The 23,789-nt window shown below is 59.8% G+C and carries 21 protein-coding genes; 11 read left to right on the top strand and 10 right to left on the bottom strand.

Annotation, left to right across the window (positions count from 1 at the left end; all coding sequences use genetic code 11):
* Positions 1 to 234: 234 nt before the first annotated feature.
* The 5 genes from U5O12_RS08590 to U5O12_RS08570 all read left to right on the top strand — a co-directional run bounded on the left by U5O12_RS08590 (position 235) and on the right by U5O12_RS08570 (position 4,715).
* Positions 235 to 1,269, top strand: coding sequence for an amino acid ABC transporter substrate-binding protein (locus tag U5O12_RS08590; protein ID WP_094475815.1), 1,035 nt, complete (start codon positions 235 to 237; stop codon positions 1,267 to 1,269).
* Positions 1,270 to 1,385: 116 nt separating this feature from the next.
* Positions 1,386 to 2,561: an ABC transporter permease subunit gene (locus U5O12_RS08585; RefSeq protein ID WP_322578231.1), complete on the top strand. Its 1,176-nt coding sequence runs from the start codon at positions 1,386 to 1,388 to the stop codon at positions 2,559 to 2,561.
* Between the two features lie 9 nt (positions 2,562 to 2,570).
* Entirely contained in the window at positions 2,571 to 3,674 is a 1,104-nt protein-coding gene (locus U5O12_RS08580) for an amino acid ABC transporter permease (protein ID WP_322578230.1), read from the top strand.
* 9 nt (positions 3,675 to 3,683) lie between these two features.
* On the top strand, positions 3,684 to 4,427 hold the full coding sequence (locus tag U5O12_RS08575) for an amino acid ABC transporter ATP-binding protein (RefSeq protein WP_322578229.1): 744 nt from the start codon (positions 3,684 to 3,686) through the stop codon (positions 4,425 to 4,427).
* 6 nt (positions 4,428 to 4,433) lie between these two features.
* Complete coding sequence (locus U5O12_RS08570; RefSeq protein WP_322578228.1) at positions 4,434 to 4,715, top strand: hypothetical protein; 282 nt, start codon at positions 4,434 to 4,436, stop codon at positions 4,713 to 4,715.
* A 3-nt stretch (positions 4,716 to 4,718) separates the two neighbouring features.
* Here U5O12_RS08570 and U5O12_RS08565 read toward each other — a convergent pair whose 3' ends face one another.
* Genes U5O12_RS08565 through U5O12_RS08555 form a run of 3 tightly spaced genes read right to left on the bottom strand, consistent with a single transcriptional unit; the run spans position 4,719 to position 6,888 of the window.
* On the bottom strand, positions 4,719 to 5,972 hold the full coding sequence (locus tag U5O12_RS08565) for an NAD(P)/FAD-dependent oxidoreductase (RefSeq protein ID WP_322578227.1): 1,254 nt from the start codon (positions 5,970 to 5,972) through the stop codon (positions 4,719 to 4,721).
* Positions 5,918 to 6,172 carry an NAD(P)-binding protein gene (locus tag U5O12_RS08560; RefSeq protein WP_322578226.1) on the bottom strand — a complete coding sequence of 85 codons (255 nt, stop codon included), beginning with the start codon at positions 6,170 to 6,172 and terminating at the stop codon, positions 5,918 to 5,920. Before U5O12_RS08560 ends, U5O12_RS08565 begins: the two co-directional genes overlap by 55 nt.
* An 8-nt stretch (positions 6,173 to 6,180) precedes the next feature.
* Complete coding sequence (locus U5O12_RS08555; RefSeq protein WP_322578225.1) at positions 6,181 to 6,888, bottom strand: M14 family murein peptide amidase A; 708 nt, start codon at positions 6,886 to 6,888, stop codon at positions 6,181 to 6,183.
* A 219-nt stretch (positions 6,889 to 7,107) separates the two neighbouring features.
* Between U5O12_RS08555 and U5O12_RS08550 the strand changes: the two genes are divergently transcribed.
* Both U5O12_RS08550 and U5O12_RS08545 read left to right on the top strand, forming a co-directional pair.
* A complete protein-coding gene (locus U5O12_RS08550) occupies positions 7,108 to 7,626 on the top strand; it encodes a flavin reductase family protein (RefSeq protein ID WP_322578224.1) in 519 nt (172 codons plus the stop codon).
* Between the two features lie 9 nt (positions 7,627 to 7,635).
* A complete protein-coding gene (locus tag U5O12_RS08545; RefSeq protein ID WP_322578223.1) occupies positions 7,636 to 8,985 on the top strand; it encodes a TAXI family TRAP transporter solute-binding subunit in 1,350 nt (449 codons plus the stop codon).
* On the opposite strand, the gene U5O12_RS08540 is transcribed toward U5O12_RS08545, so the two are convergent.
* From U5O12_RS08540 to U5O12_RS08530, 3 genes are all read right to left on the bottom strand, one after another.
* Complete coding sequence (locus tag U5O12_RS08540) at positions 8,975 to 11,323, bottom strand: DUF1631 family protein (protein ID WP_322578222.1); 2,349 nt, start codon at positions 11,321 to 11,323, stop codon at positions 8,975 to 8,977. The two genes, U5O12_RS08545 and U5O12_RS08540, sit on opposite strands and share 11 nt — an antisense overlap.
* Positions 11,324 to 11,360: 37 nt before the next feature.
* A complete protein-coding gene (gene ettA, locus U5O12_RS08535; protein ID WP_322578221.1) occupies positions 11,361 to 13,022 on the bottom strand; it encodes an energy-dependent translational throttle protein EttA in 1,662 nt (553 codons plus the stop codon).
* 75 nt (positions 13,023 to 13,097) lie between these two features.
* Positions 13,098 to 15,323: a DUF1631 family protein gene (locus U5O12_RS08530; protein ID WP_322578220.1), complete on the bottom strand. Its 2,226-nt coding sequence runs from the start codon at positions 15,321 to 15,323 to the stop codon at positions 13,098 to 13,100.
* 294 nt (positions 15,324 to 15,617) lie between these two features.
* On the opposite strand from U5O12_RS08530, the gene U5O12_RS08525 reads away from it, so the two are divergent.
* Positions 15,618 to 17,378, top strand: a complete 1,761-nt coding sequence (locus tag U5O12_RS08525; protein WP_322578219.1) for a DEAD/DEAH box helicase — start codon at positions 15,618 to 15,620, stop codon at positions 17,376 to 17,378.
* A complete protein-coding gene (locus tag U5O12_RS08520; protein ID WP_322578242.1) occupies positions 17,275 to 17,961 on the top strand; it encodes a nucleoside-diphosphate sugar epimerase in 687 nt (228 codons plus the stop codon). Before U5O12_RS08525 ends, U5O12_RS08520 begins: the two co-directional genes overlap by 104 nt.
* A 6-nt stretch (positions 17,962 to 17,967) precedes the next feature.
* On the opposite strand, the gene U5O12_RS08515 is transcribed toward U5O12_RS08520, so the two are convergent.
* The 3 genes from U5O12_RS08515 to U5O12_RS08505 all read right to left on the bottom strand — a co-directional run bounded on the left by U5O12_RS08515 (position 17,968) and on the right by U5O12_RS08505 (position 20,112).
* Complete coding sequence (locus U5O12_RS08515) at positions 17,968 to 18,348, bottom strand: hypothetical protein (protein WP_322578218.1); 381 nt, start codon at positions 18,346 to 18,348, stop codon at positions 17,968 to 17,970.
* Between the two features lie 62 nt (positions 18,349 to 18,410).
* Positions 18,411 to 19,640 carry an MFS transporter gene (locus tag U5O12_RS08510; protein ID WP_416221467.1) on the bottom strand — a complete coding sequence of 410 codons (1,230 nt, stop codon included), beginning with the start codon at positions 19,638 to 19,640 and terminating at the stop codon, positions 18,411 to 18,413.
* The gene (locus U5O12_RS08505) at positions 19,630 to 20,112 is read right to left on the bottom strand and encodes a MarR family winged helix-turn-helix transcriptional regulator (RefSeq protein WP_322578216.1); all 483 of its coding nucleotides are present in this window, start codon (positions 20,110 to 20,112) and stop codon (positions 19,630 to 19,632) included. Before U5O12_RS08505 ends, U5O12_RS08510 begins: the two co-directional genes overlap by 11 nt.
* 70 nt (positions 20,113 to 20,182) lie before the next feature.
* Between U5O12_RS08505 and U5O12_RS08500 the strand changes: the two genes are divergently transcribed.
* Both U5O12_RS08500 and gloA read left to right on the top strand, forming a co-directional pair.
* Entirely contained in the window at positions 20,183 to 20,737 is a 555-nt protein-coding gene (locus U5O12_RS08500) for a PaaI family thioesterase (RefSeq protein ID WP_322578215.1), read from the top strand.
* A 26-nt stretch (positions 20,738 to 20,763) separates the two neighbouring features.
* Entirely contained in the window at positions 20,764 to 21,177 is a 414-nt protein-coding gene (gene gloA, locus U5O12_RS08495) for a lactoylglutathione lyase (protein WP_322578214.1), read from the top strand.
* Between the two features lie 122 nt (positions 21,178 to 21,299).
* Here the strand turns inward: gloA and U5O12_RS08490 are convergent, their stop codons facing one another.
* The gene (locus U5O12_RS08490; protein ID WP_322578213.1) at positions 21,300 to 23,789 is read right to left on the bottom strand and encodes a hypothetical protein; all 2,490 of its coding nucleotides are present in this window, start codon (positions 23,787 to 23,789) and stop codon (positions 21,300 to 21,302) included.

The raw sequence follows: 23,789 nt of genomic DNA, 5'->3' as shown, positions 1-23,789 counted from the left end.
CGAAAGAACCATGGCCACGCTCCGGAAACGGGCGTTCGTGGCATGGTTTCTGCTAACTATCTGGCACTGGGAGCTTGGGTGCCAAAGAATCAGGTTATGACTTTTTTGCATCCATCTCGATGGTAAACCCGTATGAGGGCGTCAGCCCGCCGGCGCTACAGTTCAGCGTCAGAATCGGGTGGCAGACACCAATGTGGTGCACCCTGCTGATTCATTTATTTGGAGAAACTATTTATGAGCATCAACAAACTGAAAACCCTGGCTACTGTGGTCGCCGCGTTGGGCGCCGTATGGGCCGCTCCTGCATTTGCTGGCAAAACCCTCGACGCTGTCAAAGCGCGTGGTCAAGTGGTGTGCGGTGTGAACACAGGTCTGGCCGGTTTCAGTGCAGCTGATTCCAACGGCAAGTGGACAGGTTTGGACGTGGATGTGTGCCGCGCTGTGGCCGCCGCAGTGCTCGGCGATGGTGAAAAGGTCAAGTACGTTCCCCTGAACGCACAGGCCCGCTTCACCGCTCTGCAGTCTGGCGAAGTGGACATCCTGTCCCGCAACACCACCTTCACCCTGACCCGTGATGCATCCTTGGGCCTGTCCCAAACCGCCGTGACGTACTACGACGGCCAAGGCTTCATGGTCCCCGTGAAGAGCAAGCTCAAGAGCGCCAAGCAGCTCAAAGGCCAGACCGTGTGTGTGCAATCCGGCACCACCACCGAAAAGAACCTGACCGATTACTCCAAGGCCAATGGTCTGAACATCAAGCCCATCGTGTTTGAAAAGCTCGAAGCCGCTGAAGGTGCTTACTTCTCCGGCCGTTGCGTGGCGTACACCACCGATGCTTCCGGCCTGGCTTCTACCCGTAACAAGGTTGCCAAGAACCCTGCTGACCACATGATCCTGCCAGAGCTGATCTCCAAGGAGCCCCTGGGCCCCATGGTGCGCCGTGGCGATGACGAGTGGACCGCCATTGTGAAGTGGACTGTGTACGGTTTGCTGGAAGCTGAAGAAGCTGGCGTTACCGCAGCCAACGTGGACGACCTGAAGACCAGCAGCCAAGACCCCGTGATTGGCCGCTTGCTGGGCTCCAAGGAAGACACCGGCAAGTTGTTGGGTCTGGACAAGGAATGGTTGGCACGTGCTGTGAAGACTACCGGTAACTACGGCGAAATCTTCGAACGCAATGTGGGCCCCAAGTCTGCCCTGCAACTGCCACGTGGTTTGAACAACCTGTGGAACAAGGGCGGCGTGCAATACGCTCCCCCAGTCCGTTAATAGCGGTTAGCGCGGCGCTGTAACCCGGCGTTGCGCACCACAAAAGGGCAGCCGCACACATCATGCGCTGCCCTTTTCAGTTAATGCGCGTTTTTCAAGTGAACCCAAGGGCTGATATGTCCACACCCTCCTCTCCTCCTAAAAAGTCGTGGTCCTGGCGCAGCCAGGCTTTCCGCGGGCTGCTGTACCAGGCCATCGCCATCATCGTGGTGCTGGTAACGGTGCTCTACCTCGCCCACAACACCACCACCAACATGAAGTTGCGCGGCATCCAGAGTGGTTTTGACTTTTTGTCCAACCCCGCTGGGTTTGATATTGGCGAGAGTCTTTTTGCCTTTGACTCGGGTGAGTCGTACTGGCGGGCCTACCTCGTTGGATTCGTCAACACCCTGCGCGTTGCGGTGGTTGGCATCATCCTCACCACGATTTTGGGTACCTTGATCGGTGTGGGCCGTTTCTCACGCAACGCCCTGATCCGCGGGATTTGCGCGGCGTATGTGGAGTTCTTCCGCAACATTCCGGTGCTGCTGCAGTTGCTGATGTGGTACCTGATGTTTACCGAGGTGCTGCCTGCGTCCAATGAGCCTTGGGTGTTGGGCCCCTTCTTCTTGAGCAAGGGTGGCATCAACTTCCCCATTCCAGAATGGGCGTCCGGACATGTGTGGGGCGCCTGGGGCCTGCTGGCGGGGGTTGTCGCTGCGTGGGCCTACCGGGTGTATGCCCAAAAGGCGTTTGAACAAACCGGCAAAGCCCGCAGCATGGTGCTTGCACCCTTGGGCATTGTGATTGGCATGGGTGTGCTGGGCTGGCTGCTGGGTGGCGCGCCTACTGCGCTGAACATGCCTGTACAAGGCGAATTTGCCATCGAGAACGGTGGCGCATTGACCCCCGAGTACCTGTCGGTGCTGCTGGGGCTGACCATTTACACCGCGGCCTTCGTCTCCGAGGTGGTGCGTGGCGGTATCCAATCCGTGGCACTGGGCCAGTCTGAAGCAGCAGCGGCCCTGGGTTTGAGCCGGGGCCAGACCATGCGTCTGGTGATGCTGCCGCAAGCGCTGCGCGTGATCATCCCGCCCGTGACCAACCAGTATCTGAACCTGACGAAAAACTCGTCTTTGGCTGTGGCCATTGGTTACCCCGATGTGGTGTCGATTGCCAACACGGCCATCAACCAGACCGGCCGCGCCGTGGAATGTATTGCCATCATCATGCTGGTGTACCTGAGCACATCGCTGTTCACGTCCATCACCATGAATTGGTACAACACCCGCTCTGCCATCAAAGAACGTTAAAGACCGACCATGAGCGCAACTACTTTTGAACCTATCGCTGCGCGCCCCGCCCCCGTGAAAACGGAAGGCGCTGTGGCCTGGATTCGTACCAATCTGTTCGGCAGCTGGCAAACCACCATCAGTACGCTGATTGTGGGTGCCATCCTGTTGTATATCGTGCCGCCCTTGTTCGGCTGGGCCTTGGTGGATGCCAAATGGGCCGCCAACTCCGAGGCTTGCCATGCAGACCGTGCAGGTGCCTGCTGGGGTGTGGTGACGGAGAAATTCCGCATCATCATCTTCGGCCGCTATCCTTTTGAAGAGCAGTGGCGTCCGCTGGTCTCCACCGTGTTGTTGTGTGCCTTGCTGGTCGCCAGCTGCATGCGCATGTTCTGGAAGGCATGGTTGGGCTTGGCCTGGGTGCTGGTGCTGGGCTTTTTCTTTGTTGTGATGTACGGCGGCAAATTCGGGCTGTCCGTGGTCGAGACCGACCGCTGGGGTGGCCTGCCATTGACCTTGCTGCTGTCTTCGCTGTCCATGGCTATGGCATTCCCCCTGGCCTTGCTGATTGCCTTGGGGCGCCGCTCCAAGCTGCCCGCCATCAAGACTTTTTGCACCATTTATGTGGAGCTGATCCGGGGTGTGCCGTTGATCTCGGTGCTGTTCATGGCATCGTTCATGTTTCCGCTGCTGATGCCCCAAGGGTTCAATATTGACGTGCTGGTGCGTGTGCTGGCGGGTATCACCCTGTTTGCTGCCGCCTACATGGCAGAAGTGATTCGTGGTGGCCTGCAAGCAGTGCCCAAGGGCCAGATTGAAGCCGCTGCGACTTTGGGCCTGAGCTACTGGCAGACCCAGCGCAAGATTGTGTTGCCACAAGCACTGGCCATGGTCGTGCCCGGCATCATGAATAACTTCATCTCCACCTTCAAGGACACCTCGCTGGTCACCATCGTGAGCTTGTATGAGCTGACCGGTGCCATGAGCTTGGCCCTGAACTCGGACTCCGACTGGCGCCCCTTCAAGATTGAAGGCTACATCTTCATCGCACTCATCTATTTTGTGTTTTGCTTCTCCATGTCGCGTTACAGCCTGTGGATCGAAAAGCAAGTCAACAAAAGCAAACTCCGCTAAGGAACGAATATGTCTGAACCCATCATCACCTTCAACAAAGTCAACAAGTGGTACGGCAACAATTTCCACGTACTGCGCGACATTGACCTGACCGTTACCAAAGGCGAGCGCATTGTGGTCTGCGGCCCATCGGGCTCCGGCAAGTCCACCATGATTCGCTGCATCAACCGCTTGGAAGAACACCAACAGGGCAACCTCATCGTGGATGGCGTAGAGCTGACCGACGACGTGAAAGCCATCGACGACGTGCGCAAAAAAGTCGGCATGGTTTTCCAGCAGTTCAACCTGTTTCCGCACCTCACGGTGCTGGAGAACTTGACGCTGTCCCCCATGTGGGTCGGCAAAATGCCAAAGAAAGAGGCCGAAGAGAAGGCCATGGTCCAGTTGGAACGTGTTCGCATCGCCAATCAAGCCAACAAGTACCCGCTGCAACTTTCCGGGGGCCAGCAGCAGCGCGTGGCGATTGCCCGCGCCTTGTGCCTGAAGCCCAAGATCATGCTGTTCGACGAGCCAACTTCAGCCCTCGACCCTGAAATGATCAAGGAAGTGCTGGACGTGATGATTGAGATGGCCAGCCAGGGCATCACCATGATCTGCGTAACCCACGAAATGGGCTTTGCCAAGGCCGTGGCAGACCGCGTCATCTTCATGGACCAAGGCCAGATCGTGGAGCAGAACACGCCACACGAGTTCTTCAACAATCCGCAGAACGAGCGCAGCCGCGACTTCCTCTCCAAGATCTTGGGCCACTAACTCCCCATGTCTGCGCTTGCGCAATGGCAAACCTTGCAGGACGGCCTGACCCAGCTACGCTCCGGCGGGCTGGCAGCGCATGGGCTGTCAGAGTTGGCGCGCTCCCAAGAGGTTTTGCTGGAAACCCTTGGGCCGCGTTACCGAGAGGTGTTGCTGCAATTGCTGGACCGGCTCGAGTCCAGCGCTTTGTTCAGCGAAGAGAGCTGTTCGTTCAGCCAGCAGGGGTTGCTGGACAACCTGCAGGTCTGGCTGGACAAGGCACAGGGGCAGCTCAAGTCCGCCGCTTAGGCCTCAGAGGTAATCCTCGGCCTTGAAACGGCGAGTTTGGAGCCAGTACTGCCACGTGTAGCCCGGCCACAAGGTGTCAATGTGTCCTCGCGCGTTCTGGTACCAGCTGTGGCAGCCTGAGGCCCACACGGTGCCCTTCATCTTGTCCTGTAATTCGCAGTAGTCGGCATCCGCCACTGCAGCACGCAGGCACAGTACCTGCTGCCCGGAGCGACGCAGGTGCTGCAGAGCCTGCACGATGTAATCCATCTGGCACTCGATCATAAAAATCAGCGAGTTGTGCCCCAGACCGGTATTGGGCCCCACCAGCAGGTACAAATTGGGAAAGCCCGCCACCGTGATGCCCAGTTTGGTAGCGGCCGGTGCCGTGCGCCACTGGGCACTTAACTCTGGCACCACACCTTCCTGTGCCTCTCCAAACACCTGCATAGGTGCCACAAATTCCGTGGCCTTGAAACCAGTACCCCACACGATCACATCGCAAGGCGTGAGCGTGCCGTCAGCCCCCACCAGCCCCTGCGGTGTTACGCGCACCACCGCCTGGGTATGCAGCTGAACATGCGGCTGCTGCAGGGTCGGGAACCAGGTGTTGGATATCAACAAGCGTTTGCAGCCGGGATTGAAATTTGGGGTCAGTGCAGCTTGCATGGCCGGCGACGGGACCTGGCGCGCCAGATGGTGCAGTGCCAATTTGCGCAGCAGCGCCTGCATGCGCAGGGAGCCCATAAACCCCATGCCCACCATTTCGTTGAACCAATAGACCCGCCAACGGCTCAACCGCTGGAGGCCGGGTACCCAGCGGTAGGCCCAGCGCCTCAGCACACCATAGGGCTGGTCCCAACGCGGGAGCACCCAGGCGGCGGTCCTTTGGAACACGTGCACTTGGCTGGCTTGCTGGGCAATCTCGGGCACAAATTGCACCGCGCTGGCCCCCGTACCCACCACGGCTACACGCTGCCCCTGCAAGTCCACGTCATGGCGCCATTGGTTTGAGTGAAAAGCCACGCCAGCAAAGTCTTGAACACCTGGAATATCGGGCACCAACGGCTTGTTCAGGGGGCCCGTGGCTAGCACAACATGGCGTGCTTGCAAGGGCTCGCCACCGGCAACCTCTACCCGCCAGCAGCGTGACTCCGCCAACCATTGCAAAGCCGTGACCTCCGTACCGAAGCGGATCAAGGGCCGGAGCTGGTACTTGTCCGTTACGCGCAGGATGTAGTTTTGTATTTCGGCCTGCTGCGGGTACGCCGCGTCCACTCGGTGTTGGGCTCGAAAGAGAACGAGTACATGTGCGAGGGCACATCACACGCGCAGCCCGGATACACGTTGTCGCGCCACGTGCCACCTACCTCCTGCGCGCGCTCCAGTATCTGCAAAGACTGCACCCCACTGGAGCGCAGGCGAATCGCCGCCGCCAGACCGCCCAAACCTGCGCCAATGATGAGGACGTCCAGCATGGCAGCGTTCAGGGCGTTTTGGCTACCTGGGCGGGCCCCAGGCGCTCGGAGGTCCAGCGCAGCAAGTCCATCCACATCTGCCGCGTCTCGGCATCCTGTGTCATGCGCGAGGCGCTGGGCAGCTCAATAGTGACGACAGGGACCCGTTTGTGGATACCTCCGTAATTGCCCAAGGAGCCGGGGAAGATTCCCACTTGGTCCAGGTACAAACGCCCCAGCTTGCTGGGGGGAACTGAAGGGCCATCAAAATCCAGCACGCCGTACGGCGCATGCACGCTCACGATCAGGTTTGGCTTGAAGCTGTCCATCTGCTCCAACATAAAGCGGGACTCGGGCTCCGACAAGGGTTTGTTGCCAGGCCAGCGACGGGGATCACGTTTGGTGCGCGACTCCCAGTAAACACGCGCGTCGCGCGCCCAGTTGGGCGTGGGGAAGTTGCGATTCAGGTCCACGCCGCTGGCATTGGTACGACGGGAGGGTTTGGCGAACAACCCATCCGGATTCAAGGAGGGAATGAAACGCCAATGGATGGACATGGACATGTCCGATGGTGGGGTCTGCGCGAGGCTGATCCAGTGGAACACCAGTGAGCTGGAGGACATTTCATCGCCATGGATACCGCCTACCACCAAGACACGGAAGTTGGCATCAGGGGGTTGGATATCTGTTCCCCACAAGGTGCGTCCCCTGACCGAGCGCCCTTGCATGTCACGCATACCCGAAGCCTCACACAAGGCCGGCGTCACACTCGGGATCTTGGAGGCATAGTCGACGCAAGCCCTTGTAATATTTGCGTGAGCAGCTATGGAAAACATAGCAAATATCATGGAGGCACAGGTTTGAAAGCGCATGGCAGCATTGTAGGATGCCAGCCGGCCAAGGCAATTGACGGCTTGCAGACCGATACCGCAGCCAAAACCAGTTAAATTGCGGGGATGCGTTCCCAAACCACGTCACCGCAAGCGCGGCCTCCCGATTTTTCACCTCCGCAGTTTCGCCAGGCTTTGGGCATGTTTGCGACGGGTGTCACCATTGTCACCGCCCGCACGCCCGAAGGCGAATTGGTGGGCTTGACCGCCAACTCCTTTAACTCTGTGTCACTGGCACCGCCCTTGGTACTGTGGAGTCTGGCGCGCAGTGCGGGCTCCATGGCTGCGTTCAGTGCGGGCTCGCATTACGCCATCAACATCCTGAGTGCAGACCAACAAGATTTGGCACGCCAGTTTGCCGCCAAAGATGTGGACCGCTATCAGGGTGTCGCCTTCGCTCTGGGTGCGAGTGGCGCCCCATTGTTGGAAGGTGCTGCCGCCACGTTCGAGTGCTTTAACCGCAGCCGCTATGAAGAAGGTGACCATGTCATTTTTGTGGGCGAAGTGGAACGCTGCGCGCACCGGCTTGGCGCGTCACCGCTGTTGTTCCATGGCGGCCGGTTTTATACCGAGCACCCGCTCTAGTCCACTGCCATGAAGCTACCCCAACTGCCCAAATCTGTGCGCTACGTGCTGTTGTCACTGCGTGACCTGCTGGCATCTGCCAGCCCCTTCGTCATTGCTGCCGCGGGCTTGGTGTGGCTGGCCTATTGGTGGCTGGACCCCATGCCGCCGAAAACCATCACGCTTGCTACGGGCCCAGCACAAAGTGCTTATGCAGAGTTTGGACAGCGGTATGCCAAAGCGTTACAGGCCAGCGGCATTGAAGTGATCTTGCTCCCCACCGATGGTTCATCAGCCAACCTGGAACTGCTGCGCAGTGGGCAGGCCGATGCAGGATTTGTGCAAGGCGGCACTGCATCCACCCAGGCACCAGGGGAGGATGCGGAGGAGGAGTCCCTGTTGACACTGGGCAATCTGTTCGTGGAACCCATCTGGTTGTTCTACCGCAGTGCCTCTGCGCAGGCCATATCACCCAGCGGACAGCTCAACTCGATCACGCAACTCGCGCACATGCGGGTGAACGTAGGTGCCTCTGGCAGCGGGGTACCGACCCTGATGCAAACCCTGCTGGACATGAATCGTGTCGGCCCCAAGAGCATCACCCTCTCGCAACTGGACCAAACACCTGCCACCGTGAAACTGCTGCAAGGCCAGCTCGACGCCGTCGTATTTGCCTCTGCGCCGGAGGCACCCATCGTGCAGATGTTGCTGCAAACACCCGGCATCCGGTTGATGGACTTCCACCAAAACGAAGCGTACGCTAGGCGCTTGCCTTTTGTCACACCCGCCACGCTTCCCAACGGCATTGTGGATCTGGCCCGCAAGCTGCCAACGCAGGACGTGCATTTGATTGCCACCACCACCAGCATGCTGGCACGCGAAGATGTGCACCCCGCGTTGCGGCAGTTGATGTCCCAAGCCGCCATGCAAATCCATGGCCAGGCCGGCTGGTTCAACCGGGCGCGCGAGTTCCCCAATGCAGGCAATGCCGAGTACCCACTAGCACCCGAAGCCGAACGCACCATGCGCACGGGTGTGCCTTCCCTACAGCGCTACATCCCGTTTACCCTGGCCAACCTGATCGAACGGATGTGGCTGGCCTTGGGCTTGATCATTGCGGTGCTCTTGCCATTGGGAAAGATTGCGCCTCCGCTGTATGCCTTCCGGGTACGCTCCCGCGTGTTCCGCTGGTATGGTCAGCTGCGGGAAATAGAGGAGCGGCTCGAAGAGTCCCCCGCAAGTGCGAGCGAACTCCTGTCCGAGCTCAATGCCCTGGAAAGCAAGGTAGAAAAAATCATCGTGCCACTCTCGTACACCGACGAGCTCTACACACTGCGCAACCACATCGGCCTGGTGCGCGAGCGCCTGCTTAAAGCGTAGAGTCCACGCTGTTTCGCATGGCCTGCTGAGCCACGGCATCCAGCGCGCCATCCACCACGGGCTGGCCGGAGATCACGCGCAGCTGTCCAGCGGCGACGAGCTTGTCATGGGTTCGGCGCGTCATGGACTGCGTAGTGCCGTACACACTGGTGAACAGGAACAAGGTGCCATGCGGACTGGCCCAAGTGAGCTGGGTGCGCACCCACTCGCCATTGGTCATCAACTCCACCCATGAGCCCAAAGGCAGCGCCCCGCCAGCCGGGGCAGTTGCCGCCAAAGGGCCTGCCGACTGCACGGCCTGTGCGTCCACCACTTGCGCTGTCTCAGCAGGTGCCGCATCCGGGACTTCTGGCAGCTCAATAAAGTTGGACTCACGTGCCTCTTCGGGTGCGACCCATGGATCTCCGTCCTCCACTGGACGTGTTTTGTGGGCGTGCACGGGCGCTGGCATCGGCACCGCTGCAGCCTCTGGCTTGCTTGCCGAGCGGAACACCTGCTGGTGCAGTCCCATCAGAGCTTCCAGAAAAACGCTGGTCTTGGTGGCAGGGTAACGAATGCTGTCGAGCCCATCACGCAAGGTGCTGATCAGCAATGGAACCAAACGGGTCAGTTTGGTTACATTCGTACGCGCCAGGTCTGGATGAGCGCTCCATAACATGGCCGAGATCAGGGCTTGGTATTTGTCTGCCGCACTGGAGCCAGCGCCACCTTGCAGGCGCGCATGGGCAACCACCTGCGCCCAGGGGCCACACAGAAAGGCAATCACCACCTCGGGAACTTTGGCGGCATCGGGGTGTGAATCGATTTCACGTGCAATTTTTTCCGCCAGCAAATTACGCTGTTCGGCCGTTTGCAAAGCTTGCACGGCCTGCGCCCGCGAGGCTTCTTGTGCCTTGGCAGCCTCATCCCAGGAAGCACGCAACTGCGCCAACACGATTTCAAATGGCTCGGGGCCCTGCACCTCTACGTCAGTCAGCGGAGATACAGCTTCGCGAACCTCTTGGTAAAACCCGACAAAACCGGTGGTCTGTTCGCTGGCAAATGCCAAACTTCGGTGGGTGATTTCCTGCACCAAGCTGCGGGCGGCATGCTCTTTATCGGTGAACACGCGAGGATCCACCAAGGCCAAACGCATCAACGCAGGCTCCAGGCTGCGTACAAGTTCCTGTACAGACACCAACAGGCGTGGGTCACGCGCAATGTTGTCTACCATGAGGTTCACCACTTCCAGGCTCAGGGCCTGGGCGACACCAGTCGCACTGCGGCGAATCGCCTCGCAGGCCAGCTGCACCGCCCCAGCCTGGGCCATGCGCACTGGTGCGCTACGGCGTTGCTCCAGCCGCTGCACTACACGGTCCACCTGCTTCATTTCCGTCAGCGCCTCGAAGGCGGCCGGCACTGTGGCGGCATAGTCCCCCTCGGGAGGGGAAGCATTCAGCAAAGCCTCACCCTCAAACTGACGTGAAAACTGTTGCGCAAATGCAGCCACACGGTGAGGTGTGCCTTGGGCATCGAGCTCACCGGACAGCAATTTGCGCAGACGGTCCAAGGTCAGCAGCGCCGGATCTGCAGGACGGCGAGCGCGCACGTCTGCCGCAATCTGGGCTTCGCGCTCCGAACTACCCGGCAGGCCACCAGACCCGCCAGCCGCACTCCTGTTGGCGCCCACAGTGGCAGTTCCCGGAGCGGGCACTACCGCGTAGCCTGCTGCCACTACGCCTTCGGCCCGCATGCGCGCCGCCAAGCGCGTGTACAACTCGCGCAACTCGGCGCCCAGAGCCACGCCCATGGTGGTGAGCCAGTCGAGTCGCATGGAGGCGGGTACGGGAGCGCGCTCGACCACCAGCTTGAGCGCCTGCAAGTAGACATCAGGGCGCAAGGGGTTGCGTTCAGGCCGTACCGTAGCCAGCCCGAGGGTGGCGCAAATCAGGGTGTTGAGTTCGGCCAAGCTGGCTTCTGCGGCCAGCATGGCCATCTGCTGTGCGCGTGCCATGGTCACACTTTCCTGCACCTGCACTTCGTCCATCAACTCAAGCTGGTCGAACTGCACGTCCGCCATGCTCAGCACCGTAGCTTTGGTAGACAGCACAGGGCCACTGAATGCCGCCAACAGTGCTTGTGGATACTGCAAGCGCAACTCCGGTTCCTGTGCATGCAGCAGCTTCAGAGATTCCTCGTGAACCTCGCGTTCGCGGTAGTCCCGCGCGGTTGCAAGCCGCCCCTGCACCGATTTACGAACCGCCGCCACCAGTTTTCCCATGATGGCTGCACCGCCAGATGCGGCCTCCTCAATGGTGGCTTGGTACAGCGCAGCGTATTGGGGAGAAGGCACGGTCATGGCAGAGGGCTCTGGTTGGACGGCGGACAACCGTCGTTTACTTCAATGCTTTGTAACGGACACGTTTGGGCTTGGCGCCCTCTTCGCCCAAACGTTTCTTCTTGTCGGCTTCGTACTCTTGGTAGTTACCGTCAAAGAAGGTCCACTGGCTGTCGCCTTCGGCGGCCAGGATGTGGGTGGCGATACGGTCCAAGAACCAGCGATCGTGGGAGATCACCAGCATGGTGCCGGCGAATTCCAGCAGTGCATCTTCCAGCGCACGCAGGGTTTCCACGTCCAAGTCGTTCGATGGTTCATCGAGCATCAACACGTTGCCGCCAGCAATCAGGGTCTTGGCCAAATGCAGACGCCCGCGCTCACCACCGGAGAGCATGCCAACTTTCTTCTGCTGATCAGCACCGTTGAAGTTGAAGCGGCCGCAGTAGGCACGGCTGGCCATCTGGAACTTGCCGACGTTCAGGATGTCGAGTCCACCGGACACGTCTTCCCACACGGTTTTGTCGTTGGACAGGTCATCACGGTGCTGGTCGACAAACGCCATCTTCACGGTGGAGCCAATAACGACTTCACCCGAATCGGGTTTCTCGCGGCCGGCGATGAGCTTGAAGAGCGTGGACTTACCGGCACCGTTGGGGCCGATGATGCCGACGATGGCGCCGGCCGGGATGTTGAAGCTCAGGTTGTCGATGAGCACGCGGTCGCCAAAGGACTTGGTGACGTTCTTGAACTCGATCACTTGGCTGCCCAGGCGGTCTGCCACTGGGATGAAGATTTCGTTGGTTTCGTTGCGCTTCTGGTATTCGAAGTCGCTCAATTCCTCAAAGCGGGCCAGACGGGCCTTACTCTTGGCCTGGCGTGCCTTGGGGTTCTGGCGCGACCATTCCAATTCCTTCTTCAGGGCCTTGGCGCGGGCTTCTTCACCCTTTTGCTCGGCTTCCAGACGGACGCCCTTTTGCGTCAGCCAATCAGAGTAATTGCCTTTGTAGGGAATGCCGGAGCCACGGTCCAGTTCCAGAATCCACTCGGCCGCGTTGTCTAGGAAGTAGCGATCGTGGGTGATAGCCACCACGGTGCCGGAATAGCGTTGCAGGAACTGCTCCAGCCAGTCCACCGATTCGGCGTCCAAGTGGTTGGTCGGTTCGTCAAGCAGCAGCATGTCGGGTTTGCTCAGCAGCAGGCGGCACAGCGCTACGCGGCGCTTCTCACCACCGGACAACACACCAATATTGGCGTCCCAGGGTGGTAGGCGCAGCGCGTCAGCGGCGATTTCGAGCTGATGCTCGGAATCCGTACCAGCCGTGGCAATGATGGCTTCCAGCTCGGCCTGCTCGGCGGCCAGCGCGTCAAAGTCTGCGTCTTCGGCACCATAAGCGGTGTAGACCTCTTCGAGGCGGGCTTTGGCGGCAAACACCTTGCCCATGCCAGCTTCCACGCTTTCCCGCACCGTCTGTGTAGGGTCAAGCTGGGGCTCTTGGGGCAGGTAACCGATATTCAGGCCCGCCATGGGGATGGCTTCGCCTTCGATTTCCTTGTCGATACCCGCCATGATCTTGAGCAAGGTGGACTTGCCCGAGCCGTTGGTGCCGAGCACACCAATTTTGGCGCCCGGGAAGAAGCTCAAAGAAATGTCTTTAAGAATGTGGCGCTTGGGCGGCACGATCTTGCCGACGCGGTTCATGGAAAAAACGTATTGGGCCATTGCGATTCGATTGTTTTCAGCGATAAACCTACATTATCGACTGCCTCACCCCAAACCCTGCCAAAGTAAGCAGTTTCAGGCGACGCCGGTGCCCTTTTCCAGGTCGTTGCGCAGAGCAGCCTGGGCCACGGCATCCAGGGCGTTGTCCATCACATGCCCATCGGACACCAAATGAATCAGGCCCGTTTCCCGTAGCCGATCCATGGTGCGGCGGGACATGGAATGGGCTAGTCCGCCCGAGGATGTGAACATGAACAGGGTACGGTGTGGGCTCGCCCAGGTCAGTTGGGCGCGCACCCAGACGCCACCTTGTGCCAGGTCCACCCAGGCCCCCGTCCCCAGGTTCTCGGCAGTCCAGTCATGGTGCAAGGCGGGATCAGTCGCCTGCTGCACCTTGGGCATGGGCGGTAATGGCAGGGCATCGTCATGCATGAAGCCCGAATCCAGCGCCTCGTCATCGGCCATCCAGAACTCCTGGTCAGCCGGCAAGACGCTCTGTGTGACATCCACTTTGGGCACCAAGGGCGGCGGGGCGGCTCCCTCAGTGGCGGCTACACGGCTGGCCTCGAACGCCTGCTCGTGGATACTGATCAGGCCGTCAAAAAATGGCGGAATACGGTCTTCCGGGTAATCAATCCGCTGCAAACCTTGGCGCAGCTTGACCAACATTTGGGGAACCATGTCTACCAGCCGGGCCCGGTTGCGGCTGGTCAGGCGTAGCTGCACGCTCCAAATCAGGTCGTCCACCAAGGACAGGTAACCGTCTGCATCCTGCGACCCATCCGCGCAGCGCAACTGGGACTCTGCGACCACCTGCGCCCAGGGGCCACGCAGAAAACTCACCACCAGCTCAGGCACGCGCTTGCTGCCCACCCGCTCCATGAAGTCGTCTGAGAGGCGTTGGGCCAGCATATTGCGCTGCTCTGCGTGCAACAGGCTGCGGGCGGCTTCTTCTGTACGTTGGCGGTGCTGCTGCTCGTCCTGTGCCCAGCCCTCTTCGAGCTTGCGCAGCAAGCGGGCGAAGGCATTGGCATCACCCTCCCCGCCCGACAACACACTCACTGCGTTGTCCAAGTTCTTTTGGAAACGCGCAAACCCGGGCTCGTCCGCCGAGGTGAAGGCCAAGCTCCGGCTGGTGATCTTGTCCAGGAAATGGCGGGCCGGATGTTTTTTTTCGCTGAAGAAACGTGGGTCCGTGTGTGAGAGGCGCAGCAACACGGGCTCCATGGCTTTGAGGTTGTGTCGAATACCCGGCAACATACGCCGGTCTTGCGTCAGGTTGTCCAGCATCAGGCGCACGACTTCTTCCCCGAGCTGTTGGCCCAGAGCCTTGCTGCGCACAGCCTCTTTGGAGACAGCTTTGGCTGCCGCCGCGGGTGCCCCAGGCAGGCCAGACGGATCGGCCAGACGGGCGCGCTCGGCCAGCCGCTTCATCATGGGCTCGACAAGCTTCATATCCTCCAGCGCTTCAAACGAGGCTGGCACGGTGTGGGTGAAATCTTTGGCACTGCCGGCGGCCCCACACGGGTCTAACTCACCGGACAGCAGGCGACGCAATTTGTCGAGCGTCAACAAGGTGCGGGTGACCGAATTTTCTGCTCCTTTCACTGGCACGCCGAATGGGCCAGAGCCACCGGTCAGGGGCACCACCGGTTCCACACCCTGGGAACGAAGCCAGTCCACCATTTCTCGGTAGAGCTGGGCTAACGCCGCGCCCAACAAGCTGGCGGCCAGCCCCATAACACCAGCGCGAGCCTCATCCGCTGGAATACATTGGGCCAAAGACTCGCGCAACGCATAGACAAAATTCTCCGGTTTGAGCGGGTTCAGATGGGCTTGCACGCTGCTCCACCCCAAAAGACTGCTGACCAGCCCATTCAAGGCCGGTAGCACCGTGTCCACAGACATGAGGACTTCTTGCTCAGACATCGCCAGCTCGATGTTGGCATCGATCTGCTCTTCTTCCAAAAACTGGAAGTCATCAAAGCGAACGCGGGCTGGGGCAGTCTTGCGTTGTGCGGCCCCGCCGTACACGGCTGAGCGCAAGGCGCTGGCGAAAGTTTGCTGAAACGTCTTTTTTTCTAACGCCAAGGCCTCGACCACGGCGCGACGCTGCGGGTTTTGGCGGGCGTGCAGGCCTTTGTTGTTGGCTTCGGACGTTGCCAGTTGCAATCCGGCGACGATGTCATCGACCACCGCATCGCTTTGCTCCAGCACGATTTCGATACAAGCCTGCAGCGAGGGCTTGGTCGCTCCCGGATCGTGGGCCACACCGAGGCGTCGCAACAGGTATTTCTTCATCGTGTGCCCATTCTCCATAACCACGGCCATTTGCACCAGTGAGATGACAGATTGTTACGGCGTCACGCACGTGTTTTTGAGGTCCTTGCAACACCGCGTTTCAGCCCAAGTGCAAGGCATGCGACAATATGGCCCATTGCGGCGCTTCAGTTGCCCGTAATACCAGCACCTTGCTGGGGACTGCCACACCACTGGGCGTCCCACTTTTGAATCCATCTGCCTTTGACTGACTGCCGGACTTTATGCCTGCAGAACGGCCGATTCCCAAGCGTCCCGGACGGACGCATCTATCCAATGAACTTTGAAGATCTGAAACTGGCACCCGCCATTGTCAAGGCCGTGCGCGAGCAGGGTTACGAAACCCCCACCGCGATCCAGGCACAGGCGATTCCCCTGGTGCTGGAAGGCCATGACCTGCTAGGCGGCGCCCAGACAGGGACCGGCAAGACCGCAGCCTTTACCCTGCCCCTGCTGCACCGCCTCTCGATGAGCCGCAGCGCCCAAAACAAATTTGGCGGTACCGGCATCCGTGCCCTGGTGCTGACCCCTACCCGCGAACTCGCTGCCCAGGTGGAAGAGTCGGTGCGCCAGTACGGCAAGTACCTGCAACTGTCTTCCACCGTCATCTTTGGCGGCGTGGGCATGAACCCGCAAATATCCAAGGTCAAAAAAGGCGTGGACATTCTGGTGGCCACTCCTGGCCGTCTGCTGGACCTGGCCCAACAAGGCATGCTGGACCTCGGCCAAGTGCAAATGCTGGTGCTGGACGAAGCTGACCGCATGCTGGACATGGGCTTCATCCACGACGTGAAGAAGGTGCTGGCCCTCGTGCCCAAGGAAAAGCAAAGCCTGCTGTTCTCCGCCACCTTCAGCGACGAAATCCGCGAGCTGGCCAACGGTCTGCTCAAGAATCCGCAAAGCGTGCAAGTGACGCCGCGCAACACCACCGTGCAGCGCATCACACAGGTGATCCACCCCGTGGGCCGCGGCAAGAAGAAAGCCTTGCTCGCCCACATCATCAACGAGCAAAACTGGAGCCAGGTGCTGGTGTTCACGCGCACCAAATTCGGCGCCAACAACGTGGCCGAGTTCCTGGAAAAGAACGGCATCACCGCCATGGCGCTGCACGGCAACAAGAGCCAGGCCGCCCGTACCCAGGCGCTATCCGGCTTCAAGAGCGGCGATGTGCGCGCCCTGGTGGCCACTGATATTGCTGCTCGCGGAATTGATATTGACGATCTGCCGCACGTGGTGAACTACGAAATCCCGAACGTCAGCGAAGACTATGTGCACCGCATTGGCCGTACCGGCCGCGCCGGTGCCGATGGCGCCGCCGTGAACCTGGTGTGCCTGGACGAAGAGGGCTTCATGCAGGACATCGAGCGCTTCACCAAGCAAAAGATCGACGTCAAGGTGATCGACGGCTTTGGCCCCGAACCCGGTGAAAAAGGCGAACCGATTGCCATGGGCCGCCAGACCATTTGGGGTGGCGCGGGCAAGCCCCCAAGCCGCGACGTGATGCAGGCAGCCGCCAAGGCAGCCCGCACTGAAATGCTGCAACGCGTGCGTGACAGCAAAGCCGGCCAGGGTGGCGCACGCTCTGGCGGTGGCAATGGTGGCGGTAACGGCGGTAGCCGTGGCGGCCAGGGCCAACGCGCCAACGGTGGAGGAAGCCGCAATGGTGGCGGCGCTCCACGCGACAACGACCGCAGCGGCGAATTCCAGCCCCCGCGCTCGCAAGGTGCACGCCCCCCACAGGGCCAAGGCCGTGGCCGTGGTCCCGGCATGGGCCAGCCTGCGGGCTTTGCCAACGAACCCCGTGCGCCCCGCGCACCGGCCGGTCAGCCTGACCCGATGCGCACCAGCGTCGATATGATGGCCGAACGCGGCGCTCGCCGCAGCTACGGCGGTGGGAACCGCAACGGAGGCGGCAATGGCGGAGGCGGATACGGTGGTGGTGGCGGCTACGGCGGCGGTGGCCGCTCGGGTGGCTTTGGTGGCGGGGGCAACGGGTCTCGTGGGCCGCGAGGTTCTGGCGGCTCTTCTAGCCGATAAGACCTACAGCGCGATACACAGTGTGGGGCGGCGTACGCTGCCTCTCACCCACCCCAAGCTGACCCAACACATCGTCGATTTCGCGGCGCTCCCTGAGCTGCCGCGGGCCGACGATGTTTTTATTTGTCTGGGCACTACCATCAAGGTGGCAGGCAGCCAGGCGGCCTTTCGTGCCGTGGATTATGAGGCGGTTGTGGCTCTAGCTCGCATGCAATATGCGCGAGGCGCTACAAAATTAGGAGTTGTGAGCGCCATGGGTGCAGACCCCGAATCCGGCATCTTCTACAACCGGACCAAGGGCGAGATGGAGGCTGCGGTCGCATCCATCGGCTACGCCAGTGTGTCCATCGCGCAGCCGTCCATGCTGGCGGGCAACCGCGCTGCGCTGGACCAACCGGTGCGCAATGGCGAGGTCTGGACGCTCAAGGTCTCGCGTTGGCTTAGCCCCCTGATCCCCGCCAACTACCGCTCCATCCAGGTAAAGGATGTCGCCGCCGGTCTGATTCAGGCCGTCAAGGCCGGGCAGCCTGGTGTGCGACGCATCGTTTCCGGCCAGCTGCAAGGCGCAGCCAGCCGGGGCTAGGCGCGATTAGCCGCGCACAAACAAGGTGACCAGCGGCTGGTCACCGACCTGCTGGCTCCAGTGGCCGTGGATGGCCGGATCGAACGTCGCGCCTTCAGGCAGCAGATCCGCCGAGTAGAAGTGCTCACCCGCCTTGAAGATGCGCGATTCGCCGTGCACCCCAATCTCCATCTGCCCCTGCAGAATGAAGCACCACTGCGTGTGTCCCGAGCAGTGGTACTGGCTGCGAAACCCCACCGGGCTGGTACGCAACTGGTAGCCCCCCGAGGCAAACACTTCAGACAGCTGGGACTGCGGGGTGCCACCGTCCAGCGGGATGGCCTCCTCGCGGAATTTGGCGAAACCGTCGGTGTCGGTGAACAGAATGACTTTGGTGAAAGTGGCCATGGTGCGTGTGTGCCTTGGTTGGGAAACAATGCAGGCCATTATTCCCCAAGGCCTTGCCCTTCTCAGGCGGTTTGGCGCACCAGCTTGGCCTCTTTGATAGGCAGGTGTACCAGCGCGGCGCCCACGGCCAGCACGATGTCGATGTACCAGACCCAGTTGTAGCTGCCAGTCGCATCAAAAATCTTGCCGCCCAAATAGGCACCGAGGAATCCGCCCAGCTGGTGCGTCAGCATCACCAGGCCAAACAGCGTAGCCATGTGCGTAGTGCCAAAGAACTTGGCCACCAGCCCCGCCGTGGGTGGCACCGTAGACAGAAAGCTCACGCCCATCACCGCGGCAAACACCAGCACCACAGGCCCCGTTTTGGGTGCCAGCAGGAACACCAGCACGGCGATGGCGCGCACGCTGTAGACCAGCGAGAGCAACGATTTCATGCGCCAGCGGCCCACGGCCCAGCCCATGGCAATGCTGCCTACGATATTGAACAGCCCCAAGATGCCCAGCGCCCACGCGCTCCACTGCGTGGGCAGACCACAGGACGCGACCACGCCCGGCAAGTGCGTGGCCAGGAATGCCACGTGGAAGCCACAAACCATGTAGCCCGCAGCCAGCAGCAGAAAACTGGGCGTGCGCAAGGCCAGGCGCACCGCTTCGCCGGTACCCATGGTCTTGGCGCCGGGCGCCGCCACTTGCACGTTGTTGCCCTTTAGGAAGAAGGCAGCAGGCAAGGCCAGCAAGACGAGACCGGCCATTACCTGCAGGGCATTGCCCCAGCCCACACTGACCATCAGCGCGCCGGCAATGGGCGCCATGATGAACTGACCGAAAGAGCCCCCCGCATTGACGATGCCCGTGGCCATCCCCCGCTTGTTGGCCGGCAGCAATCGCGCGGTGGCCGCTATCAGCACGGCAGGACCCGCCATGCCGGCGCCGCCCGCCGCCAAAACACCGATGGCGAAGATCAGCCCGGCTGTGGTCGTCATGAACGGCGTGATGAAGGTGCCCAACGCAACCAGCAAGACGCCCAACACCAGCACGCGCCCGGCGCCCACGCGGTCGGCAAAGGCGCCAGCAAAGGGCTGGGTGAGCCCCCACCACAGCTGCCCAAAGGCGAACGCAAGGCTGATGCTGCCCACGCCCAGACCCGTCGCCGTATTGAGCGAACTCAGAAACAGCCCCATGGTCTGGCGCGTACCCATGGTCAGGGCGAAGGTGCCGGCTGCGGCCAGCAGGATCACCCACACCGCAAAGCTGCGGGGGGTGGAGGTCTTTGTTGGGGCATCAGACATCATCGTCTCCAGATTCCAAGGGGGATAACAATTCCAGGGATTCGTCGATCAGCGCATGCAGCGCCATCACACGCTCAAGGCCGAGCGTGGCGTTGATGCCTTCTTGGGCCACACGCCATTTGCGCTGGGCCTCAGTCCGTTTGGCTTGGCCGGCCTCGGTGGCGTGGATGAGACGGCTGCGTGCATCGTCACCCGCGTTCACCTCGATCCAGCCGTTGGCCACCAGCGGCAGCAGGTTGCGCGACAAGGTGGAGGTGCTTACGCGCATAACGGCGGCCAAGTCCACTGCGCGCAAGGGCCCCAGCTTCACCACATGCGACAACAGGGAGTACTGGGTGATCTTGAGCCCCGTCTTGCCCACCTCCGCGTCGTAGTACTGTGTGACGCGGCGCGTGAGCTGGCGCAGCTTGAGGTTGGTACAGCCCTGGGGTTTGAGGATGTTTGCTGCGGCGGCAGGGGCGACAAGGGTTTTCATGCCAATGATTGTAGCTACATCAGTTGTATATGCAACAATATGAATTCAGAAACCCTGTTAAAGAGATGCCATGAACACCACAACTACCCCCTCCTCCCTGGATGCCTGGTTGGCCGAAGAGGCCACCGTTGTCGCACGCCTGAATGCGGGCCCCGGCCCCGGCGTGGCCCGTCCGGACCAAATTGCAACCCTGAATGGTCTGGAGCAGATGCAAGCCATGCTGCGTGGCGAGCTGCCCTACGCTGCCATCGCCAAGACGCTGGACTTCACCCTGATCGACGTGTCTGAAGGCCGCGCTCTGTTCCAAGGCACACCCGGCCCTGCCCACTTGAACCCCATGGGCACCATCCACGGTGGCTGGTACGCCACGCTGCTCGATTCGGCCCTGGGTTGTGCCGTGCACACCATGATGCTGCCGGGCCGCGGCTACACCACCGCCGAGCTGGGCGTGAACCTGGTCAAGGCTATTGGCCCCACGGTGCAGCGCATCCGCGCCGAAGGCAAGGTCATCCACTGCGGGCGCCAGCTGGCCACGGCGGAGGCGCGCCTGTACGGCCCAGACGGCACGCTCTACGCCCACGCCACGACCACCTGCCTGGTGTTTGACCTCAAGCTGCCCGGGTAAAACCGGGCTGCGGCACAATGCCAAGCATGCAATTTCTCCACACCATGCTGCGCGTTGGCAACCTTCAACGCTCCATCGATTTCTACACCCAGGTGCTGGGCATGCAGCTACTGCGCCAATCCGAAAACCCGGAATACAAATACAGCCTCGCCTTCCTCGGCTTTGACGGTGGAAACCCCGGCCAGGCCGAGATCGAACTGACCTACAACTGGGGCGTGGAGAGCTACGAGATCGGCACAGCCTACGGCCATATCGCCCTGGGCGTGCCCGATGCCTACGCGGCCTGCGAAAAGATCAAGGCCGCCGGTGGCAACGTAACGCGCGAGGCCGGCCCGGTCAAGGGAGGCAGCACGGTGATTGCCTTTGTGACGGACCCGGATGGCTACAAGATTGAGCTGATCCAGCGCCCCAAAGAGGCCACTGGCGGTGGTTTGCGCTAAGCCTTAACGCTATCAAATCAATAGCTTTTTGTGCAATATCCACGAGACCTAAAGGCGAATTTCTCGTAAACACCTAACCCCTGTTCCGTCCCGGAATGAGGGCTAGGGCATTGGGCAGGAACTTATAGGCATGACCGGAGTAGTTCACGGTACTGCTCCTCGCCCTTGAACCAGATCCAGCAGGTGGGGCTTTGACGGCGCCCATCTGGCCCGATCTCGACCACAGTGCTCCGTATCGACTCCGCCACGATATTGGTCACGCCGTATTTGTTGATTTTGACCTCCGCGTCCTTGCCCCCCCCTTCCGTCTTGGAGGGGATGGAAACCTTCACAGGCTTGCCAGTGCCCTTGTCCAAATAAATATAGTCATACACATATTCGGATACTTGGGCAGAAGTTCTCCCTGGCAGATAAGGCAGGAGATCGAACGAAATCTGCTGGCTGCTGTACACATACTCCCGCGTATCGCTGTGGGGACTGGGTGTATCGCAGTTTGTCGAGACAGACTTTCCATAACTTTCTGAAATGCATTGCGAGAATGTTATTTTTGACTTGGATTCAGCAGGCTCAAATGCTTCCTCGGCAGGCTCTGCATACTTCATGGGCCAGAAGAAAATATCCTGGCTTCCGAAATCGATCAAGTTGAAGCTAAGCGTGAAGAACTTGGTCTTGACGGTAATTGAAGGGTGGGACTCCAAAAACAGTCCAATCCCCGACTTGGCTTCCAGTACAGCGCTGCTATAGGTTTCAGTATCGGCATCAATGTCATATCCTGCGTCCGTTTTAAAGCCAATAATGGCCTCCGCCAAATCAGCTCCCACCTCTGCTCCGCCAAATATCCAAGCCTTCACCTCTGCACGCATCGCCAGCCCAGCACTTACACCCGCCAAGTGCACCATATTGATAGAGCTTTTGCCGCTCAACTGGGAAGACTGGAGATTGGTACCCTGGGCCAAGCCCAGGTGCCTTTTGGCGAGCGTGGCTTCCATTGAATACTGGGAATTGATGCCGGTATTGGGTGAATAAGTAAAACCAGTCTCACCGGGCTCAAAATAGTCACCCGCCTTGCCGAGAGTGAACTTGGGCGTCACCAATATCGCGTCGCCTTTGGCCGTCGAGCCCACTGCAATTCTTGTTTTTGCTTCGATAGGAATAATGATCTTTGCATTGCCAAATAAGGGAATACCAATTTCCGTGACAGGAAACTCTTTGATCTCAAATGAACATTCAAATGCAAGGCCTTGTGACATTTGAATTGCAATTTGCCCACCTACCTCCACGGCAGGCTTGAGATGAACCCCGAATTCAGCCTTGCCACCATTCCACTTAAAGTCCCCCCCGATACCAACAGTAGCCGTAGATTTGAATGAGTTGAGCGAGATTTTTGGATTCAACCCGAATTCTGCGGCCACATGGCATTGAACGCCGGAGCCCAAGCCTTGGCGGCCTTCAAGCGCAGACTTAAGTGCATAGATATGCTTCTTCACGGGTTGGTGGACTGCATTCGTCAGGTAGGTCACCGTATCCAAAGACACTGCCTGTTCACTGCCATCGCTGTACTGAACACCCACCAATTCCAATTTAGAATTGGACCCGGGGGTGATTTCGTGCACCAGCTTGTCCCCTTGCTCAAAATCCCGGATCGGGCTGGATGACAACTTCCCGCCAAAATCAATATACGTATTGAATTCCTCCTGCGTAGCCACATGGTGAATTTCAAGTGCATTGCGATTGGGCAGCACACCTTCCGAACTATTGCCATTCACCCGCATGCTGCTTATTTTTGAAATACCGTCATTCATGACAAACAACGTGTCTATTTTTTCGAAATAGATGGCCCTTTTGTCAAAGCTATCGGATCCATTGGTATTGAGGGCCTTTAATTTCGCGAGCGAAGCATCATCAAACAGGATGAATTTCCTGGAGGCACGGCCACTCTTCAAATAGTCATCCATGAAGAATTGATCGCCCACGTAGCCGCGATCAAAAGTGGTGGCCGTCGCGGTGTAACAGGACAGGGGGTTGTCCCCCATAGCCAATCCCTTGCATAGCATCGGATGTATATCCGGATCACTCACGACCAATACATCCTCTTGAGGCTCCGCCGACAGCACCATAAACTTGGAGATGGCGTCACCACGCGCATCCAGTGCAGTGATAAAACTGTTGCCCTTCTTTCCCGTCAAGGTGACCATAGCCGCATTAGTACTCGGGTGCGTAACTACTGCCGACACGATGGATGGGTCGCTGATCATGAAACTGCTGGGTACCGCTTCGGACAGCGTCCCCTTGGCATCCTCGTGGTACGCCACCTGAATCAAGGCATTTTTTCGGGGATCTACCAGCAGGCTACCGCTGGAAAGTATGTAAGGGTGCGGCGCATCATCTGCCAATAACTTGCCATCTTTGAACCGTTGATGGGTTACGCCAAAGGGCAGTGGCTTGCCCAAACGGTGGGTACTTTCCCGCTTGGCCTTGATATGGGCGGCAGTGCCAATGACCACGCGTTTTTCTTCGGGCGGAACACCCTTCCCCCCGTTGCCACAAGCCACCAATATGCAGGCCAGCCCGGTCCAAGCCGCGGACTGCAGCATGCGTTTTACGTTTTTCAT

Origin of the sequence: Rhodoferax sp. (genome assembly GCF_034519335.1) — a bacterium.
Classification (GTDB): Bacteria; Pseudomonadota; Gammaproteobacteria; order Burkholderiales; family Burkholderiaceae_C; genus Allorhodoferax.
The sequence above is the reverse complement of the archived record's forward strand: the minus strand, read 5'-3'. Positions and strand labels throughout refer to the sequence as shown.

Excerpts from the sequence above, each read along its gene's own strand:
- U5O12_RS08560 (WP_322578226.1), bottom strand. The coding sequence starts at position 6,172 with ATGCTGGACGTCCTCATCATTGGCGCAGGTTTGGGCGGTCTGGCGGCG.
- U5O12_RS08575 (WP_322578229.1), top strand. The coding sequence starts at position 3,684 with ATGTCTGAACCCATCATCACCTTCAACAAAGTCAACAAGTGGTACGGC.
- U5O12_RS08505 (WP_322578216.1), bottom strand. The coding sequence starts at position 20,112 with ATGAAAACCCTTGTCGCCCCTGCCGCCGCAGCAAACATCCTCAAACCC.
- U5O12_RS08585 (WP_322578231.1), top strand. The coding sequence starts at position 1,386 with ATGTCCACACCCTCCTCTCCTCCTAAAAAGTCGTGGTCCTGGCGCAGC.
- U5O12_RS08545 (WP_322578223.1), top strand. The coding sequence starts at position 7,636 with ATGAAGCTACCCCAACTGCCCAAATCTGTGCGCTACGTGCTGTTGTCA.
- U5O12_RS08550 (WP_322578224.1), top strand. The coding sequence starts at position 7,108 with ATGCGTTCCCAAACCACGTCACCGCAAGCGCGGCCTCCCGATTTTTCA.
- U5O12_RS08515 (WP_322578218.1), bottom strand. The coding sequence starts at position 18,348 with ATGGCCACTTTCACCAAAGTCATTCTGTTCACCGACACCGACGGTTTC.
- gloA (WP_322578214.1), top strand. The coding sequence starts at position 20,764 with ATGCAATTTCTCCACACCATGCTGCGCGTTGGCAACCTTCAACGCTCC.
- U5O12_RS08530 (WP_322578220.1), bottom strand. The coding sequence starts at position 15,323 with ATGAAGAAATACCTGTTGCGACGCCTCGGTGTGGCCCACGATCCGGGA.
- U5O12_RS08525 (WP_322578219.1), top strand. The coding sequence starts at position 15,618 with ATGAACTTTGAAGATCTGAAACTGGCACCCGCCATTGTCAAGGCCGTG.
- U5O12_RS08590 (WP_094475815.1), top strand. The coding sequence starts at position 235 with ATGAGCATCAACAAACTGAAAACCCTGGCTACTGTGGTCGCCGCGTTG.
- U5O12_RS08510 (WP_416221467.1), bottom strand. The coding sequence starts at position 19,640 with ATGATGTCTGATGCCCCAACAAAGACCTCCACCCCCCGCAGCTTTGCG.
- U5O12_RS08490 (WP_322578213.1), bottom strand. The coding sequence starts at position 23,789 with ATGAAAAACGTAAAACGCATGCTGCAGTCCGCGGCTTGGACCGGGCTG.
- ettA (WP_322578221.1), bottom strand. The coding sequence starts at position 13,022 with ATGGCCCAATACGTTTTTTCCATGAACCGCGTCGGCAAGATCGTGCCG.
- U5O12_RS08500 (WP_322578215.1), top strand. The coding sequence starts at position 20,183 with ATGAACACCACAACTACCCCCTCCTCCCTGGATGCCTGGTTGGCCGAA.
- U5O12_RS08540 (WP_322578222.1), bottom strand. The coding sequence starts at position 11,323 with ATGACCGTGCCTTCTCCCCAATACGCTGCGCTGTACCAAGCCACCATT.
- U5O12_RS08570 (WP_322578228.1), top strand. The coding sequence starts at position 4,434 with ATGTCTGCGCTTGCGCAATGGCAAACCTTGCAGGACGGCCTGACCCAG.
- U5O12_RS08555 (WP_322578225.1), bottom strand. The coding sequence starts at position 6,888 with ATGCGTGACATGCAAGGGCGCTCGGTCAGGGGACGCACCTTGTGGGGA.
- U5O12_RS08580 (WP_322578230.1), top strand. The coding sequence starts at position 2,571 with ATGAGCGCAACTACTTTTGAACCTATCGCTGCGCGCCCCGCCCCCGTG.